This is a genomic window from Xanthomonas albilineans (genome assembly GCF_002939705.1).
GTDB classification, from domain to species: Bacteria; Pseudomonadota; Gammaproteobacteria; order Xanthomonadales; family Xanthomonadaceae; genus Xanthomonas_A; species Xanthomonas_A albilineans.
This window is the reverse complement of record NZ_MDCB01000001.1, coordinates 40522-55314: the sequence shown is the minus strand read 5'-3', so window position 1 is coordinate 55314 and position 14793 is coordinate 40522. Positions and strand designations below refer to the sequence as shown.

Below are 14793 nucleotides of genomic sequence, written 5' to 3'. Positions count from 1 at the left end.
TCCAACCATACGAGGATGACAATGAAAATTTTTTCCGGCTTCCAAAATTTACGTACAGTCATGCTATGCGCCGTATTTGTCATGATCGCCGGCACCGCCACATCGGCAGGTGCGGACCCATACGAATCACAACCTGCAGGGCCATATATTGCCACACGCATATTAAATTACAATCCGAATGTCAAAGCCATATTTGCCTACACCGCTTTCGGGGCTTCTTGCACCCCGTTGACAACGGGAACCAGCGTACGCGGCCCGTTGTTGACTATCAATATCTGGGATCATGACGAATTTCACGCCATGTCTAACATCTACTGCGCAGCTGGCAGTGAAATTCAAAGTTTCACCCCTCTTTCAGCAACCTATGATCATCTGGTTCAAAACTTATATCTTGTTGTGGGCAGCAGCGATATGAGACTCCTTATCAAACAATAACCAACTCAGCACTGATTCGTGCCCTGTCGCATATTCGCAGAACACATGTTGCCTCGAGTGCGCCCAGTAGGAGCAACGACATCGGCGCAGCGACGGCCATCTGGCTCGCTACCGCTGATTTGATTCAACACAGGCACATCGCTGACGTGCATCGTGCTGTCTTGCGGTGCACGTCACGGCATGCCAGCAGGCCACTGCGCCGGGTGCTTCAAAATGTCGAGCAATCCCCGGCCAGCAGCTTGATGCTCCACACCGATGTCAGCCCACTCCATACTAGCGCCGACACACACGCTGGACTGCACCACCGCAAGCCACGCACGACGCCTGCGCTGGTGCACATCGCCCGTCCGCACACGGTGGTGAGCGCTTGCCGACTCACCCAGCCAGCAAGCGAGCGCGCAAGCCGGCATAGTCCGCTGCAATCGGCTCGGCATAGGCAGGGCGCTGTAACAACTCGGCCAATGCCGCTGGCACCGGCACCGGCTGTCCAATCAATGGCTCCACCACCGCCTCGAATTTGGCCGGATGCGCGGTCGCCACCACCGCCCAATCGCCGGCATCGGCCTGCGCCGCCTCGGCACGCAGCTGCTGCAGCACATGCAAGGCCGTCGCGGTGTGCGGACAATGCACTTCGCCATAGCGCCGGAAGCGCTCACCGATCACCTGACGGATCTGCGCATCGTCCACCGAATACGCCCGGAACTGCATGCGCAGCGCCGCATCGTCGCTGCGATACAACCACCGCAAGCGTTCGAAATTGCTTGGTGCGCCGACATCCATCGCGTTGGCGAGCGTGGCGATGCTGGACTGCGCCACGTATGCCGCGCCCGCGAAATACTCCGGCAATACACGATTGGCGTTGGTTGCCAGCACGATCTGGCCCAGCGGCACGCCCAACCCGCGCGCCAGAATCGCCGCCAGCGCATTGCCCAGATTGCCGGTCGGCACCACTAGATTCAGAGACCGCGCATGCGCGGCGTGATGGGTCAGCGCCGCATGCGCGTAATAGCTCATCTGCGGCAACAGCCGCCCCAGGCTGATGCTGTTGGCCGAACTCAACGGTACCTGCGCCTGCAGCGTGGCATCGTTGAGGGCCTGCTTGACCAACGCCTGGCAGTCATCGAACGAACCGGCCACGCGCAGGGCCTGGATGTTGTCGCCGAAACAGCCCAACTGGTGCGCCTGCCGCGGTGACACGCGGCCATCCGGATACAACACCACCACGCGCAAGCCAGGCTGGCGATGGAACGCGGCCGCGACCGCGGCACCGGTATCGCCGGAGGTAGCGACCAGGATGGTCAACGGCGTCGCCGTGTCGCGCCGCAAACGCGTCAGGCAGGCGGCAAGGAAGCGCGCGCCGAAGTCCTTGAACGCGGCGGTCGGCCCATGGAACAACTCCAAGGCGTGATCGCCCGGCGTGGCCAGCGGTTGCAGCGGCGCAGCGAAATCGAACGCCTCGGCGCAAAGCGCCGGCAATTCCGGCGCCAGCGCATCGGCCTCAAAAAACGGCGCCAGCAACACTGCGGCGGTCTCGGCCAGGCGAGCGCCGGGCGTCAAAGCCCGTGCTGGCGGCAGGCACTCAGGGACGTAAAGGCCGCCATCGGGCGCCAGACCGGCAGCGATGGCTTGGCTGAGCGAAACGGCCGGCGCGGTGTTACGGGTGGAAATGAAGTTCATTGTGATCCATGAAAAAAAGACGCAACCAAGGCGGTCTTATACCGCTTTTGCCCTGCACTGCCTCTGCACAGCAGGCACAGCGAACGGAAAGATCGGATTGGCGCTCGAAGCACTTTTGTGGAGCACAGTGAATAGAATGCTCCGCCATCGGGAACCACCATCGGGCCCCAACAGCCGTCGCGCATGCGTCACTGACACTCGCCAGTTGCGAACGTTACCAGATGACGAGGACACGGGCTTTCCCAGGGCCGGTATGGACTGGCCAGACGCGCCACAAACGAGCGCTTAGCCCAGCACGAAACGGCTTTGTCGCGACATGTCTGGCAGCGGGCATCGGGGTGGGCAGCACCGATGTCGCCGTGGGGAAGACTCTTGCGTCGGCGGCGTGGCGATCGCATCGTGCGCCCAGCTTTTTTGTGTACCCGCTGCTCTCGAGGTAAGGCCAGCGCCTACTCGTCGGCAGGTGTGCGCCGCCATACCTGCGGCCAAGGCCCACACGAGGCGAGCCGTTTCCAAGGAATGAAAAACACTCGGCCCATCGAGCGTGCAACCACCAACGCTCGCGTCCAACAGACGCGAGCGTTGCGTTCGTTTATCGGCCGTGCGACAGCACGCTCGCAGGCGCAGCCGAACCATCAAGGTACGCGCCACGCGGCCCGTCCACACAGATGAAGTTTTGCGCATCGTTGGTGCTGCCCATACCAATCCAGAGCGCGGATTGCGGATAGCGACACAGCGGCCGAGTGCGGATCACGCCTTTGGTAGGATCGTCACCGACATACTTTGCCGCAACAATGCGCTCCGGTGCGACGCCATGTTCAACCCATGCTTCCAACGCGGACAGCACATCGTGCTGGGGATCAATGGCTAACCCGGGTGGTCCAAAGAGCGCACCGAAGGCAGAAGTACCAGGCCCACCAGTGAAGTGGCCCATGCCTGGAACCAGAAACAGACGGAAGAATTGCTGTGTCTGCGCAAGAGCGCCCTCGGAGCTGTCGGTCTGACCATTGTCCAAGCCTTGCTTGGCGACGACCGATTCGTAATAGCTGATTGCGCCCCGCGGCGGAATCACCGCATCTTCCCAACCGATGTAGAGGATCAATTTACCATTGCGTGCGCGAAAGCCGCTCAAATCGGGAGAAGTAGCGTCAATCACACTGGCAAGCGACTGGCCGTTGATCGGCGTGCGTTCGGCGCGGGCGACATCGGTTCCGAAATTCACTTGCGTATGGTCGAAGGCGGTACCGGTGCCAAACACCATGTTCGCGAAGAACTGGTTGGCAAGGATCGAATGGCCGCCGCCGGGGACAGCAGCGTTGCCGGTGACATACGTGTCCCACAACCCCGGAGTGGCGACTGCGAACGGCTCAAATCCACTGTAGATGCGCTGACCGGTCTGCGGGTCGACCGGACCAGCCAGGATCGCCGAGAGGGTCTGGATCTGCCGCGCAGTGAGACAACTGTCGGTCTCGGCGCCTGAGCACAACAACACACTAGGATCGAAGTGGCATCGACGTGGATCATTGACCACACCGTCGGCAGTGTGGTCTTTGGCATCGCATTGGGCGAGCGCCGCCGCCTGGATAGCCGGCAGCTTGGCCGTAGAGATGGTTGCAGCCGAACTGGCGAATTCGGCATCCTCCGACCATAGCCAAGAGAACGCGTTGTGGATCCAGGCGTTGGACGGCGCATCGGCAATCACGCCGTCGAAGGCCTGCGGAAAGCGCTGCGCCGCAATCAGCGCATCCCGGCCGCCATTGGAAGCACCGAAAAAGTAGGAGTAGCGCGGTGTGCTATGCGTATACGCGGAAACCACCGACTTGCCATTCGAGATTGTGACGGCGAGCGCCTGGTAGCCCCAGTCGATGATCTTCTGCGGGTGGCCGAGCGCAAACGTCGCATCGCCAACCGATCCGGTGTGACCACCATCCGTGGTTGCGGTCGCATAACCACGCCGTAAAGCGAAACCGAGCGACTTATATTCGATGGTCCCGGCGAACACGATCGTGCCGACCTGCAGGTATTTCTGGTTCCAGCCCGACGACGGAATCCAAACCTCGAACCCGATCTGCGAATCGTCGACAGGTCGCGACACTCCAACGACACGACAGAACGCAGGTAGCTTATCGATCACACTGCCATCCGGAGCGGTAAAGTCACCGGCGGGCACATCCTCGGCCGTGGTGATCGTCGTGGACGGTAGTGTCAACTTAAGCAAATCCGAGCATGCGGCCGACGCTGATGCCGCCACCGACAACGAAACAACGCCTGCCGCAACACGCAGCAGTAATCCTGACCAGCTTAAACGAACCATGGCAATCTCCTTTCATCGAGGAGCCTGACCAGACTGCCGGCCAGGGCGTCTTGCACGCTGCGCAGCAGCGATCATGCAATTTAAGGTTCAAAATACATTCATACGCTGCGCAATGTAAAAACAGCGTATACGGTGCGTTTTTTGCCACAATCATGCGCGCATCGCGAAATGACAGCCAGCCACGCCGCCAAAACCCGATGGGATGAATTGAATTGTGTCCGCCTCGCACAATCGACCTTAATCAAGCCGGTGCAATCCGCAGCAACGTCAATCCGCACATTCTCAACCCGCTCAACGCGTAAACGACAAGGCGCCTGCCGAGCGGGCGGGTACGCCGACGCAACGCCGTTGGGGGCTGACGCTCACCTTGCAGCCACCTTCTCGTCAGTCCGCCGGTGTTTACTCGGGAGTAACGGCAGTCCGCAGGACAGGGGTGAAGGCACGGTAGACACGCACTCGCTACAACAGCCTGGCACCCTGGCAGTTCAACGCCGACACCCAATACTGACTATCCAAGCCGGCCGCAGCGAACGCCGCCTGCACTGCCGGTGCCGCCGCCTCGGCCTCAGCGCGGGTGGCGAACCAGGCGAATACGCTCGGACCGGCGCCGGAAATCCCCGCGCCCATCGCACCGGCGGCCAACGCGGCAGCCTTGGCCGCATCGAAGCCGACGATCAACGACGCCCGCCGCGGCTCGATCAGCGTGTCGTGCAGGCCGGCACGCACCAGCGCTGCGTCGCTGGCATAACAGCCTGCCAACACCAGCGCCAGATTGGCGCTTTGTGCGACGAATTCGCCGAGTTGGTAATCGCCGGCCAACGCCACACGCGCGCGGCGCGTCTCCAGCACGGCATCCGGATGCACCAGCAGGCTGTACCATTCCGTCGCCACCGGTACCGGCACCATCCGTTGCAAGGTGGACAGCACCAAACCGCCGAGGAACATCGGCCCGAGATTGTCGCCATGCCGGCTACCGCTGGCCACGGCCTCGCCATCGAGCGCATAGAGATAGAGTTGGTCCCGCGACAAGGGCACTTCCAACAGCGCATTGGCCGCCACCAACGCCGCCACGCACGATGCTGCCGAGCCGCCCATGCCGGAACTGAGTGGGATCCCCTTGTCGATCTCCAGCTCGAACCCGAATGGCAAACCCAGCGCCTCGCGCAGCGCGATCAGCGCCACGCCGGCGGTATTGCGCGTCGCCTCCAACGGCAACGCCGCGGTGGTGCCGCGGATCGCGGCAATGCGTACCTCGGGAGCGGCGATGCGACGCACGCTGACCGTGTCGCCAACGCCCTCCAGCGCATAGCCCAGCAGATCGAAGCCCACCGCCACATTGGCCACCGAGGCAGGTGCGAAGGCGCGTGCCTGTTGCGGTATGTTGCCCATATTCGCAGAGCCTGTCGGCGCGGTTTGCGCCTTGCTCACAAACGTGCCCCCTCGCCCGCCGCCACCCGCAGCAAATCGGCGAACACGCCCGCAGCGGTGACTTCCGGGCCAGCGCCGGGGCCTTGCACCACCAATGGATTGGCGCAATAACGGCGTGTCGTGAACTGGACCACGTTGTCGGTCAAGCGCAAATTGGCGAAAGCATGATCGGTCGGCAGTTCCACCAGGCCGACGCTGGGTGCGCGTCCCGGCGCCAACTGCGCTACGTAGCGCAACACGCAGCCGCGCGCCCGTGCCGCCTGCAAGCGCTGCGCGAACGCCGCATCCACTTCTTGCAAGCGCGTCATGAAATCGTCCACGCTGGCTTGGCGCAGCGTTTCCGGCACCAGGCTTTCCACCGCCACATCCTCCAGGCTCAATGCGTGCCCGGCCTCGCGCGCCAGGATCACCAACTTGCGCGCCACATCGGTGCCGGACAGGTCATCGCGCGGATCGGGCTCGGTATAACCCATGCCACGCGCCTGACTGACCAACTGCGAGAACGGCACACTGCCGTCGTATTTGTTGAACAGCCAAGCCAGCGTGCCGGAAAAGATGCCCTCGATCGCGGTGACTTCGTCGCCGGTATCGACCAGATCGCGCAACGTGGTGATGACCGGCAGGCCGGCGCCGACCGTGGCCTCGTAGCGGAAACGCGCACCACTGCTCTGCGCGGCGGCGCGGATCGCGTGAAAGCGCGCCAGCGGGCCGGCGCCCGCCTGCTTGTTCGGCGTCACCACATGGATGCCGGCGGCCAGCCAGGCCGCGTAGCGGTCGGCAACGTCGGCGCTGCCGCTACAGTCGATGATGACGACATGCGGCAGATGCGCCGAAAGCAGATGTGCTGTGAACGCATCCAGATCGGTGGGTTGCTTGCCGGCCGCCAGCGCCTGCCGCCAATCGCCGGCGAAGGCACGCGCTTCCAGCCGCATCGCGCTGCGCGAGGCAATCGCGCGCAGGCGCAGGTCGAGATTGGCCTTGGCCAACAGTTGCGGCTGCGCCGCGTGCAATTGGTCGAGCAGCGCAGCGCCGACATTGCCCGGACCGATCACACCGACCGAAAACGTCTGCGGCGACAGCCAGAAGCCGGCATGCGCGGCACGCAGTGCCTTGGTCGCGTGTGCGCTATCGATGGCAACGGAAATATTGCGCTCCGACGAGCCCTGCGCGATGGCACGGATATTGACCTGGGCGCGACCCAGCGATTCGAACAAACGCGCGGCCACGCCAGGCTGCCCGGTCATGCCGTCGCCGACCGCTGCCAACACGCTGATCCCGCTTGTGATCTGCACCCGCTGCACCTGCCCTACAGCCAGTTCATGGGCAAAGGCCGACAGTACGGCGCTGCGCGCGCGCTCGGCCTCGTGCTGCCGCACCACGCAGCAGATCGAATGCTCGGACGATCCCTGCGAGATCATCACCACCGACACCCGCGCATTGCGCAGCGCAGCGAACACGCGCTCGGCGGTACCGGGCACGCCGATCAGGCCAGTACCTTCGAGATTGAGCACAGCCAAGTCCGGACTCAGGGTCAAGCCCTTGATCGGTCCGCTGGTGGCGCTGCTGGCGGTAATGCGCGTCCCGGGGTGTTCTGGCTGAAAGGTATTGCGAATGATGATCGGCAAGCCGCGCTCGATCGCCGGCGACATGGTCTGCGGATGCACCACCTTGGCGCCGAAGTACGCCAGTTCGCAAGCCTCGTCGTAGCTGAGGGTTTCCAGTTGCACCGCTTCGGGCACCACGCGCGGGTCGGCCGAGAGCACGCCGTCGACATCGGTCCAGATGTGCAACTCGTCGGCATCGAACAGGGCGGCGAAGATCGCTCCGGAATAATCGCTACCGTTACGACCGAGCGTGGCGATACGTCCGGCACGGTCGCGGGCGACGAAGCCGGTGACCACGATCCGCTGCTGTGGATGCTGCGCACGCCACTGCGCCAGGCGCTGTGCGCTGGCGTCCCAGTCCACGTCCACGCCGAGTTCACCACGATCGACCACCAGCACCTCGCGCGCATCCAGGATCGCGCAGTCCTCGCCGAGCGCGCGCAGATGCTCGCCGAGCAATTGCGCCGAATACACCTCACCCAGACCCTGGACGCGCTCCAACACTTCGCGCGGCAGTTCGCCGATCACCGCCAACGCGGCGAGGATCTCGGCCAGATGTTCGAAACGCACATCCAGCCATTCCACCGTGGCGCCGGCGTGTTCGCCGAGCAACGCCACGGCCGCGGCGCGATGCCGGGCACGGGTCTGGTGCCAGCGCTCGCGCCAGTCGGCATTTTCGCGCACCGCCAGTTCGGCCAGCTCGATCAAGGCATCGGTGACGCCTTTCATCGCCGACACCACCGTGATCTGCAAGCCATCTTCACGCGCCAGCAACAGTTGCGCGACATGGCGATAGCACTCGGCATCGGCCACCGAGGAGCCACCGAACTTATGAACGACGGTACGCGCGGCGAGCGCAGGTGCTGGGACAGACGAGACGGCGGCGGACGACATGGGAGACCTCGGAGTGGAGGCCCCGCTCGTCTCAGGCTGCGGAGTGACCCGCATCCTGATCCGGGTGCGGGGCCGTGGTGTTCGACAGTTAGGCGAAGACGACGGACCGCACCGGATCAATGGTGTGGGTGGTAATCCCCGTGGTAATACCGGCACCGTACCCTGCCGCGTGCCGAAGCAAACGCGGGATCACAGCGACGATGCGGGCGGAGACCATAGGCATTGCCTACAAGAGGACATCATGCGCCGGGGCGCTGTCAAGCCGCCCGTCCACGTGTCACCAGCACGCCATCCAGCCAAGCGAAACGGTTGCAAAAGCGACTATCGTTTACAGGCTAGGCGAAATGTCCCGCCGACACCCGCGGCCACCACAGGTCTGGGGTCCGGCCTGGAGGGACTGCGCCTCTCGCGCACACCCCAGCCGAGCCGTCCCGGCATAGGGCGCGCAAACGGTGATGGTGATGGTGATGCCGCCGGGATGACGCTGGAGGCGTCAATGCTGCTTGCGATCCGTCGGCGGCGGTTGCTGCGGATCGGTGGGATGCATACCGCCCTGGGTCGCATCCTGGTGCTGCATCGTTCCCTGACCGGCGTCGGTTTCGCTGGATTTGCCAGCTGCTTCTCCACTGGTGCCGCCAGCCTGGCTGCCATCGGCGACGGCTGTTGGCGGCGGCGCCGCGCCCTGATCTGGAGCGGGCTTGCCGTCATCGCGGTGGCAGGCGACCAAGGCCGCCAGAATCGAACCGATCAGTAGCGTTTTCAACATTCTGCTCATGAGTGACTCCTGCTTCGCATTCGTACACGTGGTTGGAGGCTCGCACGGGAATGGCCGGTCATACCAGACGTATTCCTCGCCGAAGCCGGGACCACCGATGCATCGGCGGTGTTTGCCAGGTCTTCGCCATGCAGTGCAGGCAAGACATCTGCGGCACACGTGGCGGCAGTCGACCCGCCCATCGTGCTGTCCACCATGATCGAAGCGACGCGGGATCGCATGCCAAGGCGGTGCGGCGCTGCATTGGCGGACACGCACAGGATAGGCAAGACGATGCTCAGACCGCGTCGGCACAAGGTGTAATTGGCGTTATTGCAGCTCCGGTCATGAAAGCCAACGACACGCACGCATTTGCGCACCCGATGCCATGCGCGCACTGCGGCAAACTGCGCTCCATTCGCATCGTCCCGCCACACAGAGCGGGGCAGAAAAACCATTAAGGGAAAAGATGGTGACCCCGGCGCGATTTGAACGCACGACCTGTCCCTTAGGAGGGGACCGCTCTATCCAGCTGAGCTACGGGGCCATAAGGCTTTCAGGGCATCTATCGGAAGCGCTGTGCTATTTCTGTGCTGACGCCCTGGCCCATTCTATCACTGGCTCAGTGCTGCCTAATGGTGCCGGCCAGGCGCTGCTCAGGCGCCACGCGGGTTGAGCGGCCATCATGGCGCCGCGTCCGGCCAAGTAGCTGAACAAGTCAGATGGTTGTCCCTGAACCCACGATGCCAAGCCTCAAGTCTGTGACGGCGTCCTGGGAACTTGGCCGATGCCGCAAGGATGGGGCGGCGCCATCGCAGGGACCGGGATTTGAGGCGAAGGCTGACTTCCGGACCAACGGCAGTGCGAACTTGACGGCGATCACTTGCCTATACAATCTATAGGCTATAGTCTTCCTCTAGGAACAAGGCGGTGCCAATGACAGCGCAGAAAGTGGTGGCATTCCGGCTGACCGATGCAGCCGCAAAACGGCTGATGTCGAAGATTGCCGATAACAGCGCAAACGTCATCTTCACGGAGCACGCCGTGAAGCAGATGAAGAAGCGAAAGATCACGCGTACGCAGGTCATTGACTGCCTCAAGAAGGGAAGGATTGTTGAGTCTCCGTTTTTGGATCGCTACGGCATGTGGAAGGTAACTGTCGAGCGATACTCATGCGGCGAAACGATAGGTTGTGGAGTAGCGATCGACAACTCTCGAATCAGGAACATTGTCATCACTGCTTTCAGGGCTAGCAGATCATGAAGAACACCGAGGGAATGTATCACTACACGGAATCCGGATTGCGCAACGTTTGGCTGCGCAATGGCTTCACCGTGCACAAGACGCCGTATGGCGATGGCGTTGCAATTGAGGACGTGGATGGGCTGCACAAGGCTCTTGCACTTGCTCTAACCATGAAGCCACGCAAGCTCTCCAGCACTGAGATTCGATTCCTGCGAAAAGAAATGCAGATGTCGCAGATCGCGCTTGCTGCGGCCTTGGATGTGAATGTGCAGACCTTGGCGACTTGGGAGAAAGCAAAAGCCAAAATTTCTGGACCTGCAGACCGAATGCTGAGAGTGTTGCTTAAGGGTCACTTCAACAACAATGTTCATGTGCGTAGGCTGATTGAAACACTAAACAGCCTTGATCAAGAGCATCACGAACAAATGATGATTTTCCAGGAAGAAGGGCGTCGCTGGAAACAGACCGTCTAACAGCAAGAACCCCGCTCCGGCGGGGTTTTTGCTGTCAGGGACTGGCTCCCCGGCTCAATCAGTGGTCGCCGCGTCATTGTGTCAGGGTTTCCCTACCCGGCACGATCAGCCTCTAGGCAATTCGATCAGCAGTGAAGTATGTGGCGAATGGATAGCTCTTGATGGTGTAGCTGCCGACAGAGTTTGAGTAGGCCGTGATTGTGACTACGTCGCCTGCGGATAGCTGTACAACCGTTACTCCGCCACTCATGCCGCCGGCACCGGGTGCTGGCGCAATGCTGCCATACAGCGAGACCTCACTGATGCGCACAGCCTCTGAGCCATTTACATACAACAGCATCAGGATGCTGCGACTCAGTACTTGGTGCGAAGTAGGCTGATGCGCCCATCTGGTATTTCCCAGACCTCTGCGGGATGAATTGGAAAGTGCTCGTGTTATATTCGTTTCGTGCATCATACAGCTTGTTATCAAAGCTGAAAGTATTATGCTCGTTTTAACGGGGGATGAAGGCGTCGGCAGGTCACGCCGGCCAACGAGCAGGAGCGGGCCCAGGTGCGCTCGCTGGCGCAGGAAGTCCAGTATGTCACCGGCGAAACGGTGAAGCTCGCCTTCGTCGATCAAGGCTACACCGGCAAAGACCCGGCCGAAGCTGCGCGGGAGGAAGGCATCGAACTGCACTTCGTGAAGCTGCCGGAGGCCAAGAAGGGCTTTGTGCTGCTGCCGCATCGCTGGGTCGTGGAACGCAGTTTCGGTTGGCTCAATCGGTTCCGAAGCTTGGCCCGTGACGACGAACGCTTGCCTGAAACACTGGCAGGACTTCACTTCGTCGTTTTCACCATCCTCATGCTCGGAAATGCGGCATCTCTACTTCAAAGTTCATAACACGCTCTAGGTTCGGCTCGGTCAAACGGATCAGCTTCTTCAAAATCGATGCTGTTCCGCGCTGCACTGCCCGAATGAGAGGATAACTATGCGAGACGCTGTTCAAGTGCGGGAGCAAAGCATCGACGAGCGGCTCGTCCCTGGCTTCGACCGCCAGATCCAAGATCTCCCATGCAAAGCGCGATGGATCTTCCGCCGCCTGGACCAGTTGGATGATGGCCGCATGGTCTTTAATGTGCATCGCCGCTTGGATTAACGCTTTGCTTTCTCCGTTCATATGTCTCCTTTGTGAACATCCAGGCTAAGGCAGTCGGGGCATTCGTCAAGGCGCCCCAAAAAAGCACTGCACCTCCCCGCTCGTTCGCATGCATTTGCGCTTCGGAGAGGATTGCTGCCGCGCGAGTCCCTGGGACGGTGTCTCACATCTCGCAACTAATTTCTGGTTAGCGATAATTGAAAATAACTAAAGATCATAAGATCACATTTAGTCATCAATCCTGACTAAATAAACACTATAACGCTTTCTATACGGATCTCATCGTGACCACGGGCGCAGTCTTTGCTGCCTTGCGAGCAGGGAGCCAGGCGGCAAGCTGACCAAGCGCGCAAACCAAAACAAAGCCAGCGATGAGGAATGCGCCAGGCAGCTTCGGGGCACCGTAGTGAGCGGAGACCCACATGCTCAATGCCGCCGCCAGACCGCTCCCGACTCCCGCACCCACGACCGTTAAAAGCATGTTCTCCGTCATGAAATACCGACTGATGTCGATGGAGCGCGCGCCCAGCGATCGACGAATCCCGATGTATCGGTAGCGCTGGCGAACCCAAAAGCTCACCAAGCCGTAGACTCCAATCCCAGTGACTACCACTAATGAGGCGCCAGCTGCGAGAAAGAGGTAAGCCATCATTCGATCACGCCGGAAGTAGCCGTGGCGAAGCGCCTCGTAGCTCATGACCCGAGGAGTCATTCGATTTCGATCCAGGGCTCGGATCCCTGCCTCTGCATCGCTCAGCACACTGTTCAATCGATCGGGGTCACTTCGGATAGCATAAATCACACGCTTGGCATCCGGAACCAACGGCAAGAGCATCGACACATCATTGCCTTGACCGCTTCCCAGAAGCGGGCGGGACAAATGGTCAGCAACGCCTACGATGTGAACCGGATGCTTGCCATCGACAAAGATCGCCCTACCAAGCGCACTCTCTCCTGGAAACAGCGCCTGCGCTAAGGCCTTTGAGATGATGACCTCACCCGCGTCATAAAGCCCTGAGTAGTCATTGCTCGCGACCATGGGAACATAGGCATCAGGCGAGAAATCGCGTCCAGCCGAAAGTGCGATGCCAAGCGTTTGCAGTGCACCGGGTGAAACGCTATAAACGGATGGCTCTGCTTCAATCACACCGCGAAGATCGTTTCGGTCTGGAAGCTTGTTGGTGATGCCAACGGTCCAGTTGTTTTGACTCAATGGCAGCGCTTCAACGGCGGCGACATTTTGAACTCCTGGCACCTCGCGAATGCGCTGCAAATCAGCAAGCACCTTGGGCCGTGCGTCATCGCTTCCTTCACCGAGGAACTCGGTCTCGACAATGCCAAGCCCCCCTTCACCCAGTCCTGTCTGGTAGGTCAGAAGTTCAACCCGATCAGCCAGCAATGAGGAAACATTGCTAATGACCGCCGTGGTGATGATGATCTGCAAGAGAAAAATAGCAGAAATAAACCGATGCCGTCTGAGGCTGCGCGCAATGACCGGGATCTCAGAGATGCTCATTCTGCAACCTTGATTTGCATGGCTGTTCGACCAGAAGCGGTTCGGAAGGCCGGTAGCGCGGCAGCGGCGAGGCTCGATAGGCAGGCGAAAGCCAAGGTTGCTGCCACCATGGTCGGATCCAGGTGCGCTAACGCCGCGTAGTCTTCCGGCTGCGCTCTAACCACCGATAGCCCAACTTGACAGACGACCAGTGCGCCTAGCCCTCCGAGCACCCCGATCAGGAGCGCTTCGGTGCAAAGCTGCGCCAAGATATCGATCCTGCGAGCCCCCAGCGCCCGTCGCACCGCCACTTCATGGGTTCGCCGAATGAAACGTGAAAAGAGCAGCGCGCAGATGTTGACCATGCAGACAATCAAGAAGCCAATGGCCAATGCCAATTGGAGCTTCACATCATCTGGCACCACCTGACGCCGGATCAGAAAAGCTTCAAGCCCTTCCAAGCGAGCTGGGCTGCGCCGCTCAAAGCGGCCACTATTTGCTTGCTGCTCCACATAGCTTTGGAGCTGCTCCGCATAGCGTTGTTGCGCGGCCCGATCTTCAAGATAGACCCAAAATTGCAACCAAGCGGTTGAGGGGCTTTCCATCTTATTGGACTCCTCGCCCTGCTCCCACGAGAACATGCTCGAACTGACACTGAGCCTGTCGTCAATTGCTGTGTGGAGGGGAATGAAGAAATCGTCTTGCCCCCTGAAAGTATCCTTTTGCAGATCAGTGTGGAAGCGCGGCATCGGTGCCCAGTTGCGCGAAATGCCCACGATGCGAAACGCTTTTGAACCCAATTGCAGGATTTTTCCGACTTCACCCGCTTGCCCGAGGCGTTTTCTAAAAGACTCACTGATCACCACTAGCGCAGCTCGTGACAGCTCCTCGTCTTCGGTCCAAGATCTACCCTGGATCAGATCAATCCCAAACATGCCAAAAATGTCGGGGGTTGCATACTGGCCATCAACAAAAAATGGCGCATCTACCCCATTCTGTGCCGCCACAAGCAGGTGACCTGTGGCCATGGCAGCGCTCGACGGTGCCGGAAGTCTGCGCATGATCTCTTTGGCATCGACCCAACTCACTGAGTTGCGGGGATCGAGCGAGGCTTTCGCTTCATAAGAGCGAGGCAAAGGATCGAAGTAGGGGTGAAACAAGTGAGTGCTGCGACCTGGCATGGGGTCCCATGACAGCACCCGAACTACCGTGAGCATTGTCATGCTTGCACCAACACCCAAAGCAAGTGCAACCGCCAGCGCCAGGGTCATCACCTTTGACGCCAAGATGTTTTGCTTTGCCAAAGTCAGGTAGTAGCTAAACATTGCACCCTGC

11 protein-coding genes, 1 tRNA gene and 1 pseudogene are annotated in these 14793 nt (G+C 60.6%); 4 read left to right on the top strand and 9 right to left on the bottom strand.

Annotated features, from left to right (window positions below; all coding sequences use genetic code 11):
* Window positions 1–21 precede the first annotated feature (21 nt).
* Window positions 22–435: a hypothetical protein gene (locus XalbCFBP2523_RS16170; protein WP_146083998.1), complete on the top strand. Its 414-nt coding sequence runs from the start codon at window positions 22–24 to the stop codon at window positions 433–435.
* Window positions 436–810: 375 nt separating this feature from the next.
* Here XalbCFBP2523_RS16170 and thrC read toward each other — a convergent pair whose 3' ends face one another.
* From thrC to XalbCFBP2523_RS00200, 6 genes are all read right to left on the bottom strand, one after another.
* Window positions 811–2112: a threonine synthase gene (gene thrC, locus XalbCFBP2523_RS00225; protein WP_045765601.1), complete on the bottom strand. Its 1302-nt coding sequence runs from the start codon at window positions 2110–2112 to the stop codon at window positions 811–813.
* Between the two features lie 592 nt (window positions 2113–2704).
* Window positions 2705–4426, bottom strand: coding sequence for a tannase/feruloyl esterase family alpha/beta hydrolase (locus tag XalbCFBP2523_RS00220; RefSeq protein WP_080928072.1), 1722 nt, complete (start codon window positions 4424–4426; stop codon window positions 2705–2707).
* Window positions 4427–4885: 459 nt separating this feature from the next.
* Complete coding sequence (locus XalbCFBP2523_RS00215) at window positions 4886–5815, bottom strand: homoserine kinase (RefSeq protein ID WP_045766688.1); 930 nt, start codon at window positions 5813–5815, stop codon at window positions 4886–4888.
* A gap of 35 nt (window positions 5816–5850) precedes the next feature.
* Window positions 5851–8352, bottom strand: coding sequence for a bifunctional aspartate kinase/homoserine dehydrogenase I (gene thrA / locus XalbCFBP2523_RS00210; RefSeq protein ID WP_045756804.1), 2502 nt, complete (start codon window positions 8350–8352; stop codon window positions 5851–5853).
* A 493-nt stretch (window positions 8353–8845) separates the two neighbouring features.
* Window positions 8846–9127 (bottom strand): hypothetical protein, encoded by a 282-nt coding sequence (locus XalbCFBP2523_RS00205; RefSeq protein WP_045756803.1) that lies wholly within the window; start codon window positions 9125–9127, stop codon window positions 8846–8848.
* A 449-nt stretch (window positions 9128–9576) separates the two neighbouring features.
* A tRNA-Arg gene (locus XalbCFBP2523_RS00200) sits at window positions 9577–9653 on the bottom strand.
* Window positions 9654–10042: 389 nt separating this feature from the next.
* On the opposite strand from XalbCFBP2523_RS00200, the gene XalbCFBP2523_RS00195 reads away from it, so the two are divergent.
* The 3 genes and pseudogenes from XalbCFBP2523_RS00195 to XalbCFBP2523_RS00185 all read left to right on the top strand — a co-directional run.
* Entirely contained in the window at window positions 10043–10369 is a 327-nt protein-coding gene (locus XalbCFBP2523_RS00195) for a DUF4258 domain-containing protein (protein ID WP_045756802.1), read from the top strand.
* The gene (locus tag XalbCFBP2523_RS00190) at window positions 10366–10824 is read left to right on the top strand and encodes a helix-turn-helix domain-containing protein (RefSeq protein ID WP_012915749.1); all 459 of its coding nucleotides are present in this window, start codon (window positions 10366–10368) and stop codon (window positions 10822–10824) included. The genes XalbCFBP2523_RS00195 and XalbCFBP2523_RS00190 overlap by 4 nt, the downstream gene beginning before the upstream one ends.
* Window positions 10825–11344: 520 nt before the next feature.
* Window positions 11345–11707 (top strand): annotated as a pseudogene (locus XalbCFBP2523_RS00185) (transposase); the annotation flags it as partial.
* Here the strand turns inward: XalbCFBP2523_RS00185 and XalbCFBP2523_RS16165 are convergent.
* The 3 genes from XalbCFBP2523_RS16165 to XalbCFBP2523_RS00175 form a co-directional block, all read right to left on the bottom strand.
* Entirely contained in the window at window positions 11667–11984 is a 318-nt protein-coding gene (locus tag XalbCFBP2523_RS16165; RefSeq protein WP_146083997.1) for a hypothetical protein, read from the bottom strand. The pseudogene XalbCFBP2523_RS00185 and the gene XalbCFBP2523_RS16165 overlap by 41 nt on opposite strands.
* Before the next feature lie 247 nt (window positions 11985–12231).
* On the bottom strand, window positions 12232–13479 hold the full coding sequence (locus XalbCFBP2523_RS00180; protein ID WP_045765600.1) for an ABC transporter permease: 1248 nt from the start codon (window positions 13477–13479) through the stop codon (window positions 12232–12234).
* A complete protein-coding gene (locus XalbCFBP2523_RS00175) occupies window positions 13476–14783 on the bottom strand; it encodes an ABC transporter permease (protein ID WP_045761254.1) in 1308 nt (435 codons plus the stop codon). The genes XalbCFBP2523_RS00180 and XalbCFBP2523_RS00175 overlap by 4 nt, the downstream gene beginning before the upstream one ends.
* Window positions 14784–14793 lie beyond the last annotated feature (10 nt).

What these genes read in the sequence shown, in the direction of transcription:
- XalbCFBP2523_RS00195 (WP_045756802.1), top strand. Translation starts at nt 10,043, where the DNA reads ATGACAGCGCAGAAAGTGGTGGCATTCCGGCTGACCGATGCAGCCGCA.
- thrA (WP_045756804.1), bottom strand. Translation starts at nt 8,352, where the DNA reads ATGTCGTCCGCCGCCGTCTCGTCTGTCCCAGCACCTGCGCTCGCCGCG.
- XalbCFBP2523_RS00190 (WP_012915749.1), top strand. Translation starts at nt 10,366, where the DNA reads ATGAAGAACACCGAGGGAATGTATCACTACACGGAATCCGGATTGCGC.
- XalbCFBP2523_RS00215 (WP_045766688.1), bottom strand. Translation starts at nt 5,815, where the DNA reads ATGGGCAACATACCGCAACAGGCACGCGCCTTCGCACCTGCCTCGGTG.
- XalbCFBP2523_RS00205 (WP_045756803.1), bottom strand. Translation starts at nt 9,127, where the DNA reads ATGAGCAGAATGTTGAAAACGCTACTGATCGGTTCGATTCTGGCGGCC.
- XalbCFBP2523_RS16165 (WP_146083997.1), bottom strand. Translation starts at nt 11,984, where the DNA reads ATGAACGGAGAAAGCAAAGCGTTAATCCAAGCGGCGATGCACATTAAA.
- XalbCFBP2523_RS00220 (WP_080928072.1), bottom strand. Translation starts at nt 4,426, where the DNA reads ATGGTTCGTTTAAGCTGGTCAGGATTACTGCTGCGTGTTGCGGCAGGC.
- XalbCFBP2523_RS00175 (WP_045761254.1), bottom strand. Translation starts at nt 14,783, where the DNA reads ATGTTTAGCTACTACCTGACTTTGGCAAAGCAAAACATCTTGGCGTCA.
- XalbCFBP2523_RS16170 (WP_146083998.1), top strand. Translation starts at nt 22, where the DNA reads ATGAAAATTTTTTCCGGCTTCCAAAATTTACGTACAGTCATGCTATGC.
- XalbCFBP2523_RS00180 (WP_045765600.1), bottom strand. Translation starts at nt 13,479, where the DNA reads ATGAGCATCTCTGAGATCCCGGTCATTGCGCGCAGCCTCAGACGGCAT.
- thrC (WP_045765601.1), bottom strand. Translation starts at nt 2,112, where the DNA reads ATGAACTTCATTTCCACCCGTAACACCGCGCCGGCCGTTTCGCTCAGC.